General features: G+C 38.6%; 15 protein-coding genes and 1 pseudogene. 15 read left to right on the top strand and 1 reads right to left on the bottom strand.

Annotation, left to right across the window (positions count from 1 at the left end):
• Positions 1-556: 556 nt before the first annotated feature.
• A complete protein-coding gene (locus ACDG22_RS11315) occupies positions 557-1,306 on the bottom strand; it encodes an ATP-binding protein (RefSeq protein WP_007565120.1) in 750 nt (249 codons plus the stop codon).
• Between the two features lie 148 nt (positions 1,307-1,454).
• Between ACDG22_RS11315 and ACDG22_RS11310 the strand changes: the two genes are divergently transcribed.
• The 15 genes and pseudogenes from ACDG22_RS11310 to ACDG22_RS11240 all read left to right on the top strand — a co-directional run bounded on the left by ACDG22_RS11310 (position 1,455) and on the right by ACDG22_RS11240 (position 17,856).
• Positions 1,455-2,867 carry a tetratricopeptide repeat protein gene (locus ACDG22_RS11310; RefSeq protein WP_270230972.1) on the top strand — a complete coding sequence of 471 codons (1,413 nt, stop codon included), beginning with the start codon at positions 1,455-1,457 and terminating at the stop codon, positions 2,865-2,867.
• A 30-nt stretch (positions 2,868-2,897) separates the two neighbouring features.
• Positions 2,898-3,371: an NfeD family protein gene (locus ACDG22_RS11305; RefSeq protein ID WP_270230971.1), complete on the top strand. Its 474-nt coding sequence runs from the start codon at positions 2,898-2,900 to the stop codon at positions 3,369-3,371.
• Positions 3,372-3,401: 30 nt separating this feature from the next.
• Entirely contained in the window at positions 3,402-4,403 is a 1,002-nt protein-coding gene (gene floA, locus ACDG22_RS11300; protein WP_007565113.1) for a flotillin-like protein FloA, read from the top strand.
• A gap of 52 nt (positions 4,404-4,455) precedes the next feature.
• Positions 4,456-5,334: a nucleoside phosphorylase gene (locus ACDG22_RS11295; RefSeq protein WP_270230970.1), complete on the top strand. Its 879-nt coding sequence runs from the start codon at positions 4,456-4,458 to the stop codon at positions 5,332-5,334.
• Between the two features lie 95 nt (positions 5,335-5,429).
• Entirely contained in the window at positions 5,430-5,924 is a 495-nt protein-coding gene (locus tag ACDG22_RS11290) for a GAF domain-containing protein (RefSeq protein WP_270230969.1), read from the top strand.
• 71 nt (positions 5,925-5,995) lie between these two features.
• The gene (gene mnmE / locus ACDG22_RS11285; RefSeq protein WP_270230968.1) at positions 5,996-7,459 is read left to right on the top strand and encodes a tRNA uridine-5-carboxymethylaminomethyl(34) synthesis GTPase MnmE; all 1,464 of its coding nucleotides are present in this window, start codon (positions 5,996-5,998) and stop codon (positions 7,457-7,459) included.
• A gap of 282 nt (positions 7,460-7,741) precedes the next feature.
• Complete coding sequence (locus ACDG22_RS11280) at positions 7,742-8,647, top strand: helix-turn-helix domain-containing protein (RefSeq protein ID WP_270212817.1); 906 nt, start codon at positions 7,742-7,744, stop codon at positions 8,645-8,647.
• A 125-nt stretch (positions 8,648-8,772) separates the two neighbouring features.
• Positions 8,773-9,851, top strand: a pseudogene (locus ACDG22_RS11275) (site-specific integrase).
• 550 nt (positions 9,852-10,401) lie between these two features.
• Complete coding sequence (locus ACDG22_RS11270; RefSeq protein ID WP_270230445.1) at positions 10,402-12,210, top strand: reverse transcriptase/maturase family protein; 1,809 nt, start codon at positions 10,402-10,404, stop codon at positions 12,208-12,210.
• 463 nt (positions 12,211-12,673) lie between these two features.
• A complete protein-coding gene (locus ACDG22_RS11265) occupies positions 12,674-13,462 on the top strand; it encodes a mobilization protein (RefSeq protein WP_270230989.1) in 789 nt (262 codons plus the stop codon).
• 91 nt (positions 13,463-13,553) lie between these two features.
• Entirely contained in the window at positions 13,554-13,892 is a 339-nt protein-coding gene (locus tag ACDG22_RS11260; RefSeq protein WP_270230988.1) for a helix-turn-helix domain-containing protein, read from the top strand.
• Positions 13,893-13,911: 19 nt separating this feature from the next.
• Positions 13,912-15,135: a primase-helicase family protein gene (locus ACDG22_RS11255; RefSeq protein WP_270230987.1), complete on the top strand. Its 1,224-nt coding sequence runs from the start codon at positions 13,912-13,914 to the stop codon at positions 15,133-15,135.
• 292 nt (positions 15,136-15,427) lie between these two features.
• Complete coding sequence (locus ACDG22_RS11250) at positions 15,428-15,661, top strand: helix-turn-helix transcriptional regulator (protein ID WP_117817920.1); 234 nt, start codon at positions 15,428-15,430, stop codon at positions 15,659-15,661.
• 12 nt (positions 15,662-15,673) lie between these two features.
• Positions 15,674-16,711, top strand: coding sequence for a helix-turn-helix transcriptional regulator (locus ACDG22_RS11245; protein WP_270230986.1), 1,038 nt, complete (start codon positions 15,674-15,676; stop codon positions 16,709-16,711).
• Positions 16,712-16,728: 17 nt separating this feature from the next.
• A complete protein-coding gene (locus tag ACDG22_RS11240) occupies positions 16,729-17,856 on the top strand; it encodes a restriction endonuclease subunit M (protein WP_270230985.1) in 1,128 nt (375 codons plus the stop codon).

Here is a 17,856-nt window from a genome sequence, read left to right as displayed (position 1 = left end):
TGTTTTTGACGGTTGCTGAAAAGAAAAATCAAAGGTGTTTTGCATGTTCCGTAAAAAATCGTACCTTTGCATAAAGTGAGTTGCACATCAACGCAATTGATGCAAGTATGTAGAAACCAGAACGGCTGCCAACTCGTTACCTCGTTTTTTGATGATCCGCATAAACTTTTTATTCTTAGCGGATTATGTGATTCTTCCAAAAATAGTAAATAAATAAAGCTGCTTTTCATCTTATTATATTTATGGTTCTTGGATATTAAAGCTAACACATGATATAGGGAATTATCCCCCATATTCCAATTAAAAATGGTTATACTAAAATAAACAAAAAACGAATATAAAATGTTCTATAAAGCTGTATAATTCCGCCTTAAAAGTAGATATCAGCAGGTATTGATGAATCATAAAGAATCTTCTCAAAAAAACATCAAGATATTTACTTGTTTTTTTGTACAATTTTTAAAAAAAGATGATGATATTTTTTCAGAAATATGCTGAATTTTTTGACGACATATCATAATCATTTAGCCTTTGGAAGATAAATCCAATTAAGATGCTATAAATCAACCTCTTCCGGAAGAAGATCAGTCTGAATATTATTCATGCTTCCCCATAAACTATACCGAGCTTCAGGATTCATGCGCTCCAGCGTACGGAGCACTTCTTTCATATCCGAGCGATGAGAATCTTTTTCGTACGGGCAATTTTTGATCTGTTTACGATAACCTTTCGCCTGAGCCATTTCTATCAGATCGGCCTCATGTACCAGACACATCGGACGGATAATGGTCATATCAAACTTTCGCATTACCAGACGCGGAGGCATCGTACTGAATGCTCCCTGAAATGCCATATTCATAAGCAACGTTTCCAGTATATCATCCATGTGGTGTCCCAAGGCTATCTTATTACATCCCTGTTCTTTTGCTACTGTAAAAAGAGCTTTACGGCGATTCCACGAACAGAGGAAGCATGGCGACTTGCGGGTATCAGTAGAAGGATCGAAAGACGTTTCGTAGCGTACGAACGGCACTCCCAGATTTTCGGCAAAGGAACGAAGGTAATCCATGTCCGATTCGTAAGCTATATTCGTCATCACGACATGTGCAGCAACGACTGAAAAACGAGGCTTGTAAATACGCGAACGGCGGGCAAGTAGTTCCAGTAAAGCAAGTGAATCTTTTCCTCCCGACAACCCTACCAGTATCTTATCACCATCTTCTATTAGTCCATATTGCACTACACCTTTGTTAAAGCGTTTTTCTATGCGTCGCATCAATTTATCTTCTTCTGTCAATTTTCCCATTTCTTCCGATAATCTTAAAAACGGGGTAAAATTACACCAAAAGAACGATTCTCGAAAGATTTTGAAAAATTAGAATGCCGAAATAATCAAAATTTCAAAGAAACTTTGTATTTTTGAAAATAACATCATCGAAACAACACGAAAAATTATGAATAAGAAATATACGCTAGCACTTATCGCTTTATGCAGCATGGGAGGAACTTTCGCCCAATCACTCACTCAGGCAAAACAATGGTTTGAAGAAGGCAAGTTTGCCGAAGCCAAACCCGTTTTCCAGAAATTAGTAAAACAGGCTCCATCGAATGCAAATTACAATTTCTGGTACGGAGCATGCTGCTATGAAACCGGTGAATTACAGGAATCACAACCCTACCTTGAAAAAAGTGCTGCACGCAAAGTAATAAATGCTTATCTATATTTGGGAAAACTATATTATGTAATGTATCGCTTTGATGAAGCGACCGAAAATATTGAAGAGCATATCCAATGGCTGGAAAAAAAGAAGCGTGATACTTCTGCAGCAGAGAAAGAATTAGACCGTTGCCGTCAGGCTGCACGCATGTTAAGAGGAACTGAGAATGTAGCTGTAATTGACAGCTTTGTAGTAGATAAAAATAATTTTCTTTCGGCATATAAATTAAGTAAGGAGTCGGGAAACATTTCTCTTACCGAAGATGGCTCAGGAACTTCATTTACAAATGAGCTGGGTGATAAAATGATTTTTACACAAGCGTCTGAAGACGGAGAAACGAGTTTATACTCACGCTTCAAGTTGATAGACAAGTGGGAAGATGCCAAGCCATTAAGCGGTCTGGACGAATCAGGACATAACCAAAATTATCCGTTTATGGCATCAGATGGTATCACACTTTATTTTGGAGCCGAAGGAGATGAAAGTATGGGAGGATACGATATCTTCGTAACCCGTTATGATTCGGATGACAATACGTATCTCCGTCCGGATAACATCGGTATGCCGTTTAACTCTCCATACAATGATTATATGTATGCATTAGATGACTTGAACAATTTAGGGTGGTTTGCTTCTGATCGTTATCAGCCAGAAGGAAAAGTTTGTGTATATGTTTTCGTTCCTAACTCGACAAAACAGGTATACGACTACGAAACAGCTGACCCGCAAGCTATTATTGATGCTGCTACACTAAAAGAAATAAAGAAGACATGGAGTGATCCCGATAAAGTACGTATTGCCAGACAACATCTGGCTCAGGTATTGTATGGCAGAAGTACAGAAAAGAAAAAGAGTGACTTCCGTTTTGTCGTAGACGATAATGCTGTTTATCATACATTATCAGATTTTCGTTCTAAAGAAGCACGGCAGATGTATGCTTCATTCTTGCAGAAAGAGAAAGATCTTGCATCATTGGAAGAATCATTGACAAATCTTCGTGCTGCCTATCAGCAATCGAACAAAGCAGGAAAAGAAAAAATGGCTCCCGGTATATTAGATAAAGAAAAACGTACCAACGAGTTACGACATGAGCTGGAACAACTGACTTTATCTGTGCGCAATGCAGAGCTTAAAGCATTGAAACAGTAAAAAATAGACACCATTTTTATACGAGCAGATATGGAAACACTGATTATTATTGCACTTATTTTGGCGGGACTTTTACTTTTTGCTGTGGAAGTATTTCTAGTCCCCGGCATTACCCTTGCAGGAATAGCATCGGGAATCAGTCTGCTTTATGCCATTTGTTATGCTTTTCATTCCGTAGGAACACAGGTCGGATTTATTACGCTTGCCGTTGAAGCCGTTGGAATAATCGGTATAACCATTTGGTTCATGCGCTCCAAGACAGTAGACCGTCTTTCGCTCAAACAGACACTCGACTATAAACCAGAACCGCTGAAAGGAATCAATATTCAGGCTGGTGATACAGGCATGTCATTGACACGCCTTACCTTGATAGGAAATGCCGAGATAAACGGCCATATCATCGAAGTGCAATCAGCTGATGGATTTATCGAAGAGCGTACTCCCATACAAGTAACTCGTATAAATAATGGAACTGTATATGTGACACGCTACATACAACAGTAATTTTTTTAAACCTTAAAATATCAATTACCTATGATTGACCCTAACTATCTTCCATTCATTTTAGCGGCTGGAGGAGTTGTCTTACTGGCAGTCTTCTTCCATTACGTGCCTTTCTTTCTTTGGCTTTCTGCCAAAGTATCAGGTGTACGTATTTCGCTGGTTCAGCTTTTTCTGATGCGTATTCGTAATGTTCCGCCATATGTTATCGTACCTGCAATGATTGAAGCCCACAAGGCTGGTTTAAGCACTATTACACGCGATGAACTGGAAGCTCATTATATGGCAGGCGGTCATGTGGAAAAGGTAGTTCATGCACTGGTTTCAGCATCAAAAGCCAATATCGATTTGTCGTTCCAGATGGCTACCGGTATCGACCTTGCAGGACGTGATGTGTTTGAAGCCGTACAGATGTCTGTCAATCCGAAAGTTATTGATACGCCTCCTGTCACCGCCGTTGCCAAAGATGGTATCCAGCTTATTGCGAAAGCACGTGTAACTGTACGTGCCAATATCCGCCAGTTGGTAGGTGGAGCTGGTGAGGATACAGTCCTGGCACGCGTAGGCGAAGGTATTGTTTCATCTATCGGTTCATCGGAAAATCATAAATCGGTACTTGAAAATCCGGATTCTATTTCCAAACTTGTACTACGAAAAGGACTGGATGCAGGGACTGCATTCGAAATTTTATCTATTGATATTGCCGATATCGATATAGGTCGTAATATTGGAGCATCTTTACAGATAGATCAGGCCAATGCTGATAAAAATATTGCACAAGCCAAAGCTGAGGAACGCCGTGCAATGGCTGTTGCTTTGGAACAGGAAATGAAAGCAAAAGCAGAAGAAGCCCGTGCCAATGTAATACAGGCTGAAGCCGAAGTTCCAAAGGCTATGGCAGAAGCTTTCCGTACCGGCAATTTGGGAATCATGGATTATTACCGGATGAAAAATATTCAGGCAGATACAGATATGAGAAGCAGTATCGCCCGCCCGGACGCAAATCCTGCAGGACATGAACCGATAGGTAAATAATCATTATCATATAATAGCAAAAACTCAACTAACTAAATAAAAAAAGAATATTATGAAAAAGTACTTTCCACCCTCAGAACTGATTATAAATGAAGATGGTTCGGTATTTCATCTTCACGTAAAGCCGGAACATCTGGCCGATAAAGTTATCCTTGTGGGAGACCCCGGACGAGTAGCTCTTGTAGCATCGCATTTCGAAACAAAGGAATGTGAGATAGAAAGCCGTGAATTCCGTACCATAACCGGAACGTATAAAGGGAAACGTATTACAGTCACTTCTACCGGTATCGGATGCGACAACGTAGATATTGTTATGAACGAACTGGATGCATTGGCTAATATCAACTTTCAGACTCGTGAAGAAAATGACAACTTCCGGCAACTGGAAATCGTACGTATCGGTACTTGTGGAGGATTGCAACCTTATACTCCCGTGGGAACTTATATATGCTCTGAAATCTCTGTAGGGTTCGACGGACTGCTAAACTTCTACGAAGGAAGGAATGCAGTTTGCGACCTTCCGATGGAACGTGCCCTTTTAAATCACTTGGGATGGAGCGGAAACCTCTGTGCACCGGCTCCTTACGTTATCCATGCCAACAAGGAACTGGTTGAGCGTATTGCCGGAACAGATATGGTACGCGGCGTTACAGTAGCTTGTGGAGGTTTCTTCGGTCCACAAGGCAGACAGCTCCGCATTCCACTTGCCGACCCTCACCAGAATGAAAAGATTGAAAGTTTCGAATATCAGGGTCATCGCATAACCAACTTCGAAATGGAAAGTTCAGCACTTGCAGGGCTTGCACGTCTGCAAGGACATAAAGCTACCACTGTCTGCATGGTTATAGCCAATCGCGTAGCCAAAGAAGCCAATACAGGATATAAAAACAAAATAGACGACCTGATAAAGACAGTGCTTGAGCGAATCTGATATTTATAATTCTTCTTTTTTTATATATACAGGTTCCTCTGTTTATTGCAGAGGAACCTGTTTTGTCAAAAAAACAACAGCTATTTAGAATATTTATGGAAGCAAGTTTTAAACAAGATAGCAAACTAAACAAAGCAGAACGATATCAATTTTTTCTTACACAACTTACACCCCTTATAGAAGGTGAAAGAAACGAAGTCAGTGTATTGGCGAATACCAGTGCGGCCTTAAAGGAAGCTTTCGGCTTTTTCTGGGTAGGTTTCTATCTGGTACATGACGGTGAGCTTCATTTGGGGCCTTTTCAGGGCAGTATAGCCTGTTATCGTATTAAAAAAGGACGTGGAGTATGCGGCACGGCATGGTCGGAAGCCCGTACACAAGTTGTACCCGATGTAGATCAATTCCCAGGACATATCGCCTGTAGTTCGCTTTCCCGTTCGGAAATTGTCGTTCCGATCATAGTGAATGGAGAAGTAAAAGGAGTATTGGATATCGACAGTGATCAGCTTTTTACGTTCGATGAAACTGACCGGGTTTACCTTGAAAAAGTAGTAGACCTTCTTATCAGAGAACTTTACACTCAAGAATAATTATCACCCAAACTTTTCCGGATATAAGCTGAAAAGCCGTATCTTTGTATGATTTAAAAGCAAAAGACATCGTGAATATACAACAAACAGAAGATACTATTTGTGCCATTGCTACCGCACAAGGCGGAGCAATCGGTACGATCCGTGTTTCGGGTGCCCAGGCTATAGCCATAACCGACCGTATTTTTACTCCAATATCGGGAAAACCTCTGACAGAACGTAAGCCATATACCCTGACATTCGGACATATTCTTTCGCCTGCAGGTGAGATAATAGACGAAGTATTGGTAAGCCTTTTCCGTGCTCCTCATTCTTATACAGGTGAAGATTCTGTAGAAATATCTTGTCATGGATCATCATATATTCTGCAACAAGTAATGCAGCTCCTTATTAAGAATGGATGTCGTGCTGCGGGACCAGGTGAATATACTCAACGTGCCTTTTTGAATGGTAAAATGGACTTGAGTCAGGCTGAAGCAGTTGCAGACCTGATTGCCTCGACTTCTGCCGCTACACATCGTATGGCAATGAATCAGATGCGTGGAGGATTCAGTCGTGAATTATCTGCTTTAAGAGAGAAACTGCTCCATCTGACTTCACTCATGGAGTTGGAGTTGGACTTTAGCGACCACGAAGAACTGGAATTTGCAGATCGTTCAGAACTGGAAGAAATAGCTCAACAAATTGAACAAGTTATCAGCCATCTGGTAGATACATTTAGTGTCGGTAATGCTCTGAAAAATGGTGTACCGGTTGCCATCGTAGGAGAAACCAATGCAGGAAAGTCTACCCTATTGAATGCTCTCCTGAATGAAGAGCGTGCTATCGTGAGCGACATCCACGGTACAACACGTGATGTTATCGAGGACACTATGAATTTAGGTGGTGTCACTTTCCGCTTCATCGATACAGCCGGTATCCGTGAAACGACTGATACCATCGAAAGTTTAGGTATTGAACGAAGTTTCCAGAAACTGGAACAGGCAAATATTGTACTATGGGTTATCGATGCAACCTGTGCAAAAGAACAATACCACCAATTGGCCGAAAAGATTCTACCACGCTGCCAAGGCAAGCACCTGGTAATTGTACTCAACAAGACGGATCTGCTTCCGTTAACAGAGGAAAGCTTATCTTGTTCAGTAACCGATACTACGGCATCGATGCATAAGCCAATAGATGATCTGAAAGCTATTCTTCCTGATTTGCCTGAAGATGCTTGTGTCATTTCCCTTTCAGCCAAGCAGAAAGAGGGCCTTTCTCTACTTCAGAAGCAGTTGGTGGACTTCGCTGCCCTACCCGACCTTTCACAAAATGATGTGGTAGTCAGCAACATTCGTCACTATGAAGCACTAAGTCGTGCACTGGAAGCGATTCATCGCGTACAAGATGGACTGACCATGCAACTTTCTGGTGATTTGGTAAGTCAGGATTTACGTGAATGTCTTTTCCATCTGGCTGAAATTGTTGGTGGAGAAATCACTAACGATGAGGTATTGGGGAATATATTTAAACACTTCTGCATCGGGAAATAAGGTAGTATTACAAACCATAAACATCTATCATATTTAATTAGTAAGGCGTTCATTTAGAGCGCCTTTTCTTTTTGCCATCTACCATATAATAATGGTTTCTAATGGTTTTTCATTCATTTTTTGTGTCGATTTTGTACCGCATGGGCTGATTTGGGTATTTTGAGATTTGCAAGGTAGTAGAGAGATTTCAATATGGTACAATATAGTTCAATATGATACAACTATTTGCGTCCATAATTGGAGTAATAAATATAGTGTTTAACATAAAAAAATGAATGTAAAATGGCAGCAAGCAAAATTAGAATTAGAAAAATCTGCGAATACTGCGGACAAGAATTTTATGCCTTGAAAACATCTACACGCTTTTGTTCAAAATCATGTAATGATAGGGCGTATAAAATGAGACAGAGAGTCAATACTGTTAAAAAGGCAGAATCAGAAAATCTAACAGTATCTCAAGAACATACCTTTAGTGTAATTAATCAAAAAGAATATCTTTCAATAAAAGAAGTTGGAATACTTCTAGGAATCACATCAAGAGCAGTATATAATTATATTTATAGTGGACAACTGAAGGCAATAAAATTGAGTACAAGACTTACCATTATACATAAGTCTGACATAGACTCAATGATGAGTTCTACCCCTTATGTAAAACGAAACAGAATCTCTCACACTCCTATTACTGATTTTTATACTACCGCTGAAGTTGCAAGTAAATATGGAGTAAACGAATCGTGGATATTTAAAGTAGGGAAAGAACAAAATATACCCAAAGTTTTCAAAAGAGGAAAAACATACTGGAGTGCTAAGCATTTTGATAAATATTTTGCATCTAAAGCACCGGACTCCAACATTACGGAATGGTATTCAGTAGAAGATCTAACTGAAAAGTTTGGCATGACAACAAGTGCTATATATTCTTTTGTTTCCCGATTTGCTATTCCAAAGAAAAAAATCAAGCGACAAGTATTCTATTCCAAAAAGCATGTAGATATCGCCAAAGGTCTTGCTAAGGCTGAACCAGAATATTATACGACAGCCGAAGCTATGGAAAAATACAATCTCACACGTGACCAATTGTATCACTATGTAAAATGGCATCATATTAGTAAAGTGCAGGATGGAAAATATATCAAGATATCGCGCAAAGAGCTTGATGATCTGCTTGCTCCACCTTCGATTTAATGCTATTTACTGGTTATCCTGTGGTTAACTTTAAAATAACCACATCACCAGGAATACACTTGTTTATTTTGCTATCACCACAATAAGAATTAAACCTGAATATAAATTTTAATACATTATATATTATGAGACAACAAACATGTACTACTGTAACATTAAGACAACGCCCCATAAGAAACGGACGAATCTCTCTTTACTTGGACTACTACCCTGCTGTACGTAATCCTAAAACAATGCAACTGAGCAGACGTGAATATTTAGGATTTTACATTTATGCAACCCCCAAAAATGCAATTGAGCTAGATTACAATAATGAAATCCTAGCTAAAGCCGAACTTATCAGATGCCCCGGCAAGAGGCCGTAATCAATGAAGAATTTGGATTTATGGATCGACACAAAATGAGAGCCGATTTTATGGCATATTTCAAAGAAGTATGTCGTAAGAAAGATCATAAATGGCATATCGTTTATCTGCACTTTGAGAAATTTGTCAATGGCAAATGTATGTTTGGTGAAATAACTGTTGACCTATGTAACCGCTTCCGAGACTATCTTCTCCATGCAAGGCAACTAAAGCATACTGATAAAATGGTTTCCCGTAATTCAGCTGCCAGTTATTTCTCATTATTCAGAGGAGTTTTGAAACTTGCGTATAGAGATAAATATTTACGTGAAAATCCCAATGATTTTCTTGAAAAGATAGAAAGCAGGGATATTCATAAAGAGTTTTTAACACAAGATGAATTAAAGACTCTGGCTTCAACCCCATGCGATATCCCTGTATTAAGAAATGCATCCCTTTTCTCATGTCTTACCGGGTTACGCATCAGTGATATATTGAATCTTAAGTGGGAAAATTTATGCACAGCCCCTGATCTGGGACATTGCATTCGTCTTCGTACGCAAAAAACACAGACAGAAGCTCTACTACCTATCAGTTATGAAGCATACGCACTTTGTGGAGAACCGGGCACAGGTAAAGTGTTCAAAGAACTGCGACGTTGCATGACTGGATATCCTCTTAAAGCATGGATAAAGAAAGCTGGTATTCAAAAACATATAACATTCCACTGCTTTAGGCACACGTATGCTACACTACAGATTGCAGCCGGTACGGACATCTTCACAGTGTCAAAAATGCTTACTCATAAGAATGTTGCAACAACACAAATCTATGCTGGTGCGCCCAGAATGGTCGCTTAATAAATACTTCTTTAGCAAGAAGTTAGGATTGGGTTCGATATAATCCTATCGTCAATCAGTTTATCCAAAGGGGAAACCCGATGGGGAGTGTAGCATACTGATTAAAGCTCCAAGTCCACTAATAGTCAGGTGGCGACTGAGGGGCAAGACGAAAAGACATACATAAGGATGAAGCCTTGATTGGTTGAATGATAGTTCAGTGGTACCAAATCTTGCAACAACGGAAGACTATTATACATACGTTGTTTCATAGTACTCTGCCTATTTTGTGCGTTAGTGCAGAGCATAAAGAACCGACTATGACACAGCCGCAATAAGCGGACAAGAACGAAAGTCGCATCCGACAGTATGTCGTGCTAATAGTTATTAAGAGAACTAACTGGGGATTACCTAAGTCGGAACGCTGGAACAAACAGCTATAAAGAAAGCTTTTGAATATCCGATATGGTAACGGAACTTCCGTAGTAGTCCGAGCAAGGGAAAGCCTTGTACATGGCGAAGGGAAGTAGTCTGTAACTTTAATACAAACAACGGAAAACGTGAGAGACGTATGAGAAATCCAGAGCAAGTATTAAACATTTTAGCTGGACACAGCAATGAGCCCGAGTATAAATACGAAAGGCTTTACCGTATTCTATTCAATGAACAGATGTTCTTTGTCGCCTACCAACGTATGTGTGCAAAGCCGGGCAACATGACACCCGGCACAGATGGCAAAACTGAGGATGAAATGAGCATTGACAGGATAAACAAACTCATAGAGAGTATAAAGGATGAGACTTATAGTCCCAATCCTGCAAAGAGAACTTACATTCCGAAAAAGAATGGGAAGATGCGTCCGCTAGGAATACCGTCTTTTGAAGACAAATTGGTTCAAGAGGTAGTAAGAATGGTGCTTGAAGCCATATATGAGGGACACTTTGAGTGGACATCGCACGGTTTCAGACCCAACCGAAGCTGCCACACAGCACTGAAAAGTCTACAAAACAATTTCAACGGTGCAAAATGGTTCATTGAGGGAGATATAAAAGGCTTCTTTGACAACATAGACCATAATGTGCTGATAGAAATAATGAAAGGCAGAATAGCAGACGACAGATTTCTTCGTCTGATACGGAAATTCCTCAATGCAGGGTACATGGAAGAGTGGCAATTCAACAAGACTTATTCAGGGACACCGCAAGGTGGTATCATAAGCCCTATTTTGGCAAACATATACCTAGACAAGTTCGATAAGTACATGGATGAATATGCCAACAAATTCAATAAAGGGACAGCAAGAAGCCGCAACAAGGATATTTGCAAACTCAACAGCAGAGTACACTACCTAAAACGTAGGATAAATGAAGTAGAGGATGTAAACGTAAGAACAAGGATGGTAGAAGAACTGCACGAAAAGCAGAAGCTGATACTTACAATGCCAAGTGGCAATGATATGGATGTAAACTTTCGCAGGTTGAAATACGTGCGCTATGCCGATGATTTCCTTATCGGAGTTATCGGAACGAAAAACGAATGTGAGACAATCAAAGCTGACATCACTAAGTTTATGCAGGAAAAGTTAAGACTGGAGATGTCACAGGAAAAGACTTTGATTACAAATGCACAAGACAGCGCAAAATTTTTGGGTTACGAAATATATGTCCGTAAAGACTATGCCACAAAGAGAAACAGTAACGGAACAGTGCGCAGATACTTCAATGGGAACGTGATATTGCACGTTTCAAGAGAAGTAATCAAGAACAAGCTGCTCAGCCTCGAAGCCATGAAAGTTGTCACCAAACACGGCAAGGAGACATGGGTGTCAAAAGGCAGGACTTATATGATTGACAATGAAGCGCACGAGATTGTATCTCAGTTTAATACCGAAATACGAGGGTTCTACAACTATTACTCAATAGCAAACAATGCATCGGCTTTGGGACGCTCTTTCGGCTGTATTATGAAGTTCTCCATGTACAAAACTCTTGCTCAAAAGCTGAATATGTCAGTGAGAAAAGTCATTGAAAGATACCGCAAGGACAATCTCTTTGCAGTGCCTTTTGTAAACAAGGGAGGAGAAACCAAGTACAGGGTATTCTATAATGAGGGGTATGCCCGTAAAACGGATTGTGAAACAGCCCCAAGTGACAATCTGCCGTACATGTTCAAAACGCCATCGTTGAGTCTGATAGAAAGGCTTACAACAAAAACGTGCGAACTATGTGGCAAGCACGGAGAAGTGGTAATGCACCATGTCCGCACACTCAAAGAGTTAAAAGGTAAAAATGACTGGGAACGCAAAATGCTCTACATGCACAGAAAGACTTTGGTTGTATGTGCGGAGTGTAACGCAAAAATCCAGAGATGTGTCAAGTAAGATGATGTTACAGATGGAGAGCCGTATACATGGAGACGTGTAAGTACGGTTCGGGGGCAGGCAAACGAAAACCTACCGCTGTAAAGCGGAAAGGCGTTGTTTGCCGAGCCTACAATTAGTAAGTGAAAAGAAAAGAGAGACTGTAGATAAAATATCACTAAAGTAATATGCAATAAAATTGCATATCTGAAATAGACATGCAATAGTGATCAAAAGTTTTTATATGCATAGCCGTTGGGAAAATCGAAGTTTCCCCAACGGCTTTTTCATTTATGTAACAATACAAAATACAGTTAAAAGTGTAAATTTTCTTTGTTCACTTTTTTATAAGTATGATTGGCGATTTCATGGAGTATGATACTTATATTATATTAAAAACCAGACATTTTGTAATCTTTTCCTTTAATTTCTGATACTTCAAAAATATATTTGCATCAAAATCAATAACAAAAAATCACGAATTATGAAAAGATTAAATTTATTTCATTTTGCTGTAATATATGTAACTGCAATATGTTCAATTACCTCAATTCCCAGATATCTGATATTGAAAGGAAACTCTCCACATAGTCTGGATCTTGTATTATACTCACTCTTCACTACCCTACTTTTTATTACAATCATATTTATGGTTGAAACAGCTTACTGTAAATATATTGTACCTACAATATGTAATCTTATTGATGTATTACAAGATCAAAGAAGTAGAAGGGTTACCAAAATAAAGGGAAATACGAAAAGGAATGGTAGACTATCCATAAAACTATTTCATAAAACCATTGATGATGGTAAAGAAAAGACAGAAAATTCTATATTGTACTCTCATGAGGAAGAAGTAAGATTGGATAGAGAACGTATCAAAAAAGAAAAAGATGATACAATAAAAGAAGTCTTGTCTTATTTTGAAGCTACTTTCAAAGATATACTGACAAGCAATGAAATGAGTGTCATGAAAGAAAATATTATGGCCTTAAACAATAAAACAGAAATAAAGACAGCTGTATTACGTCGTTTGAATGGAGTTACATCAAAAGATCTATACCATTTAGCTAGAAATATCGGAAAGCGGTTAGGATGCTCAAACATGCAAATAGCACATTTCATCAAAAAAAGTTTTCAGCTTATGCTTGAAGATACAGAAATACTGACCATTTCCAGCAAACTCACCTGTAATGAAGGACGGTTTACAATAAAAATTATTCCTATCGGAACACCGCTCGTTGCACAATCTCTTCCCTTTTCAAGGGATTAATATAGAAAAAACATTACTATCCATTGGTTAACTTATAATCCACCAGTTAACCAATAATACACCATCTTTCTTTGCTGAAAATCAATTTAAAATGATGAAGATAAAATTAAATTTCGAGGAATTACCTCAAGCCACAGCTTTTCTATTGGAGAAGGTGGAAGAACTGACGATTTCTATTAATGAGATGAAGCAGTTATTAAAGAGACAGACAGCAGCAAAGGAAGAAATGATTGGTATTAACGAGGCTTGTGAGATACTCAGTCTGGCTAAGCCAACGGTTTATGCTCTTGTTCAGGCAAATAAAATTCCCTATTATCAACCTGGGAAAATGCTTAAATTCAAACGTACCGAACTTATGGAGTGGATGGAAAAAGTAGGAAAAAACCGATTGACAAAGAGAGCCTATACAAAGAGATACAAAAAGGAGTAAAACATAAACCAAAATCAGGATGGGAGGAATTTTAGATATGGGAAAAATTGAAATGACAGATGAATACGTAAGAGTTGGTACCACACTCTATAAAATAGTTTTTCAACCTCTTATTAATGGTACATTTGCCAAGCGTAGAGTCCCTTGGAGTATGGGGACTTTACGTTATGATCATGGGAAAGACTTCATAGCAAGTGTTCCTAAATACGATGGTTTCTGTACAGTTCCAAGTCACGTAGATTATAAGAGGAACATCGGCTCATTCCTTAATCTGTATGAGCCGATTACCCATACCCCTCAAAAAGGGAAGTTCCCACATATACAAGAACTTATTCTTCATATTTTCGGAGAACACTATGAGTTAGGTATGGATTACTTTCAGCTTCTTTATCTCAATCCTGTACAGAAACTACCAATTCTACTTTTGGTTTCTCAAGAAAGAAACACCGGTAAAAGTACTTTCCTGAATTTTCTGAAAGCAATCTTTCAGGATAATGTCACATTTAATACCAACGAAGACTTTCGTAGCCAGTTCAATGCTGATTGGGCCGGCAAATTACTCATTGGAGTTGACGAAGTGTTGCTTAACCGCAGAGAGGATTCTGAACGATTAAAGAATCTAAGTACAGCAAGTGTATACAAAATTGAAGCAAAGGGTAAAGACCGCTGTGAAGTGCAATTTTTTGGTAAATTTATCATGTGTTCCAATAATGAAGATACCCCTGTTCTTATAGAACCGGGAGAAACACGTTATTGGGTGCGAAAAATTAATCCTCTCAAAAATGACGATACGAGTTTTCTTCAAAAACTAATCACGGAAATTCCAGCATTCCTTTACTTTCTTCAACACCGTCAACTCACTACGGACAAAGAAAGTAGAATGTGGTTCAGTCCGCAACAGATACATACGCCAGCTCTCGACAGGATCATCAATTGTAGCAGGAATCATACAGAAATTGATCTTGCTGAAATCTGCTTAAATATCATGGATACCATGAGCCAGGATAAATTAACTTTCTGCATTAATGACATTCAACAGTTATTAATGCTTAGTAATATCAAGGTTGAAACCTATCAGATTCGAAACATTTTAAAAAGGAACTGGAAACTTACACCAACTGACAATTCTCTTGCTTATTCAACCTTTATAAAAAACTTCCCTCCAGGCCCTCCGTATCGGGAAGAAAAGAAAACTGGCCGCTACTATACCATTACAAAAGAATTTCTTAGAAAATTCCGATGATTTGATGAAATGATGAATATTGTTATTAAACAAAAGGGAATGAATGATTTATAACTCATCAAATTTTCATCATAATTCAGAAAAAAGACTCAATGTTTCTTTATTTGAGGCATTGAGCCTTTATGTAAATATAGATCCATTTGTACAATTATGAAATATATACATATTAAGTAATTAAATTGACGAAACAATCAATTATTTGGCTTTATATGTGATATTTCACCAAGATTATAGGAAATAATTAATAAAATATAATATTTTTGCATCCATATTATGATTAAAAAACTTAAGTATGGAGAAACAACCTATAAACCGAATAAAAGTGATGCTTGCTGAGCGAATGATATCAAATAAGGAATTAGCCGAAATGTTAGGAAAAGACCCAGCAACTATCTCCAAATGGGTTACTAATACTTCTCAACCGAATTTAGAGAATCTAATCGAAATAGCTCGTTGTCTCAAATGTGACCTAAACGACCTCGTCCGTCTTGACAATGTTGTTGCAGTTAAGCCCACAAATAACTAATGAAAGAACTCTATGCCAACCAATAAAAACGCACAACTCCGCTATCAGATACTTGACCGTTGTTTTAGCGATTTTCTTCATAAATATACCATTGACGACCTCATTGATAAAGTCAATGAAGTACTAATGGATATATCCGGAAGCCAGGTCAGTATCCGTCAGATACGTGAAGACATCAAATATATGAAGGATAGAGTTACCTACAATGCCCCTATTGAAGCTTACCCATACGAAGGCAGGAAGTGTTACTACCGCTATTCAGACAAAAACTTCTCAATATTTAATAATGAATTATCTACAGAAGAAGTAACCTCATTACGTTCAACCATTGATATTCTCAGCCGCTTTCGTGGTATTCCTACAAATGCATGGTTGGAAGATGTTATTTCTAATCTAGAATTTCGGTTTGGCGTAAGACCTAATCCTGAGAATGTAGTTGCATTCGAACAAAATGAGATGCAGAAAGGGACTGAGTTCTTAGGCGAATTGATTAATTCAGCCATAAATCATCAACCACTGAATATAGTATACCGTACTTTTACTGGCAATGAAAGTACAAACATTATTCATCCCTACCATATAAAACAGTTCAATAACCGATGGTTTCTTATAGGTTTACAGGAGGGTGAACATGCTAATTACATAACAAACAAGGCTTTAGACCGCATAGTGAAATTTACGCATGCCAATGTTCCTTTCATTCCAAATACAGAAATAAACTTCAATGACTATTTCAAAGATATAATTGGAGTGACTTTACCTAAAGAGCATCCAGAACCAGAAGAAATTATCCTACAATTCGATGCGGCTCGCTTTCCTTACATTACTAGTAAGCCGATTCATGCTTCTCAAATAGTAGAAGACGAAGAGAAACATATTATCAAGCTTAAAGTAAGACCCAACAAAGAGCTTGAAGCAAGAATATTTTCTTTTGGAAATCAGGTAACTGTACTCAAGCCTATATGGTTAAGGAAACAAATGATAGAAAAATTAGAAGATATATTGAAAAAGTATTCTACTATGCAGAAAGACTGCAATATAGAGCCATAACTTTGCAAACGAAAATTATGATAAAAGATGCAGATATAAGTGAGAATCAACTCCTCGTAGGTTATGGCGAAAAGGTTTGCATGAACCTTTTGAAGGATCATACCACCCAGCAGAATATCTACTGGGCAACCGACTCATATTCCGACTTGGGAGATGATTACACCTTCTTTGCTCCTATTACACTTGATAAGATAACATCCTATGTTTCAGATGATGGTATTGTCATCACAAAGGAAAAATATAAAGAGCTTGTTAAAGAAAATCCGGAGGTTAAAGAAAAATATCAGGAGATTATCCGTCCCCGTTCGGTAAAATCGAGAGAAGAGCAAACCCAACGAGCAAAAGATAAAGCCGAAGTTTTCACTCCAGCCTGGATTTGTAATGCTCAGAACAATCTTATTGATGAAGCATGGTTCGGGCGGAAAGAAGGACTGTTTAATTCTCCTGATCCGAACGACCCTCACAAATGGATTAATAATAAAGAAAAAATTATATTTCCTGAAGATAAGACATGGAAAGACTATGTGGTCGACATGCGTCTGGAGATAACATGTGGAGAGGCTCCTTATCTCTGTAACCGTTATGATGCCGTATCCGGTGAATATAATGATGATGTTAAGCATCGAATTGGCTTGCTCGATAGAAAACTGCGTATTGTGTCAGAAAATACCAAAGACTCTAAGGAATGGATTTTATGGGCAAAGATAGCTTTACGTTCCACTTATGGTTTTGAATGGCAGGGTGACAATCTATTGCTTGCCCGCGAAGCCCTGTTCTTTACTTTCGAGGAGCATTATATTGCGCAGTTCGGTGAGAAAAAGTTCAATCAGAACAAAATGCGCATGATGCCCGGTGTGGCATACATCATATCGTGGAACATCTGGCAAATGGATGGTTTGAAATTTGGATTGCCCGGATATGATCCCTACATTGAAAAAGAGCCATCAACCGGTAAACAACTTTCCATATCATTTGACGATGTTCAAGAAGAGAAACACGAGCCCGCTCCACACGAGCGGCTTTGCCTTGTCAAAGACTTTCTTGAAGGTATTAATCTCCAGAAAGCCACACTTAACTCAAAAGATTTCCATGACCTGAAGGCACCTAAATGTACCTTTGAGTTTTTAGTAAATAAGAATAATTAA

The sequence above is a fragment of the Phocaeicola coprocola genome (assembly GCF_041333015.1).
GTDB lineage: Bacteria > Bacteroidota > Bacteroidia > Bacteroidales > Bacteroidaceae > Phocaeicola > Phocaeicola coprocola.
The sequence above is the reverse complement of the archived record's forward strand: the minus strand, read 5'-3'. Positions and strand labels throughout refer to the sequence as shown.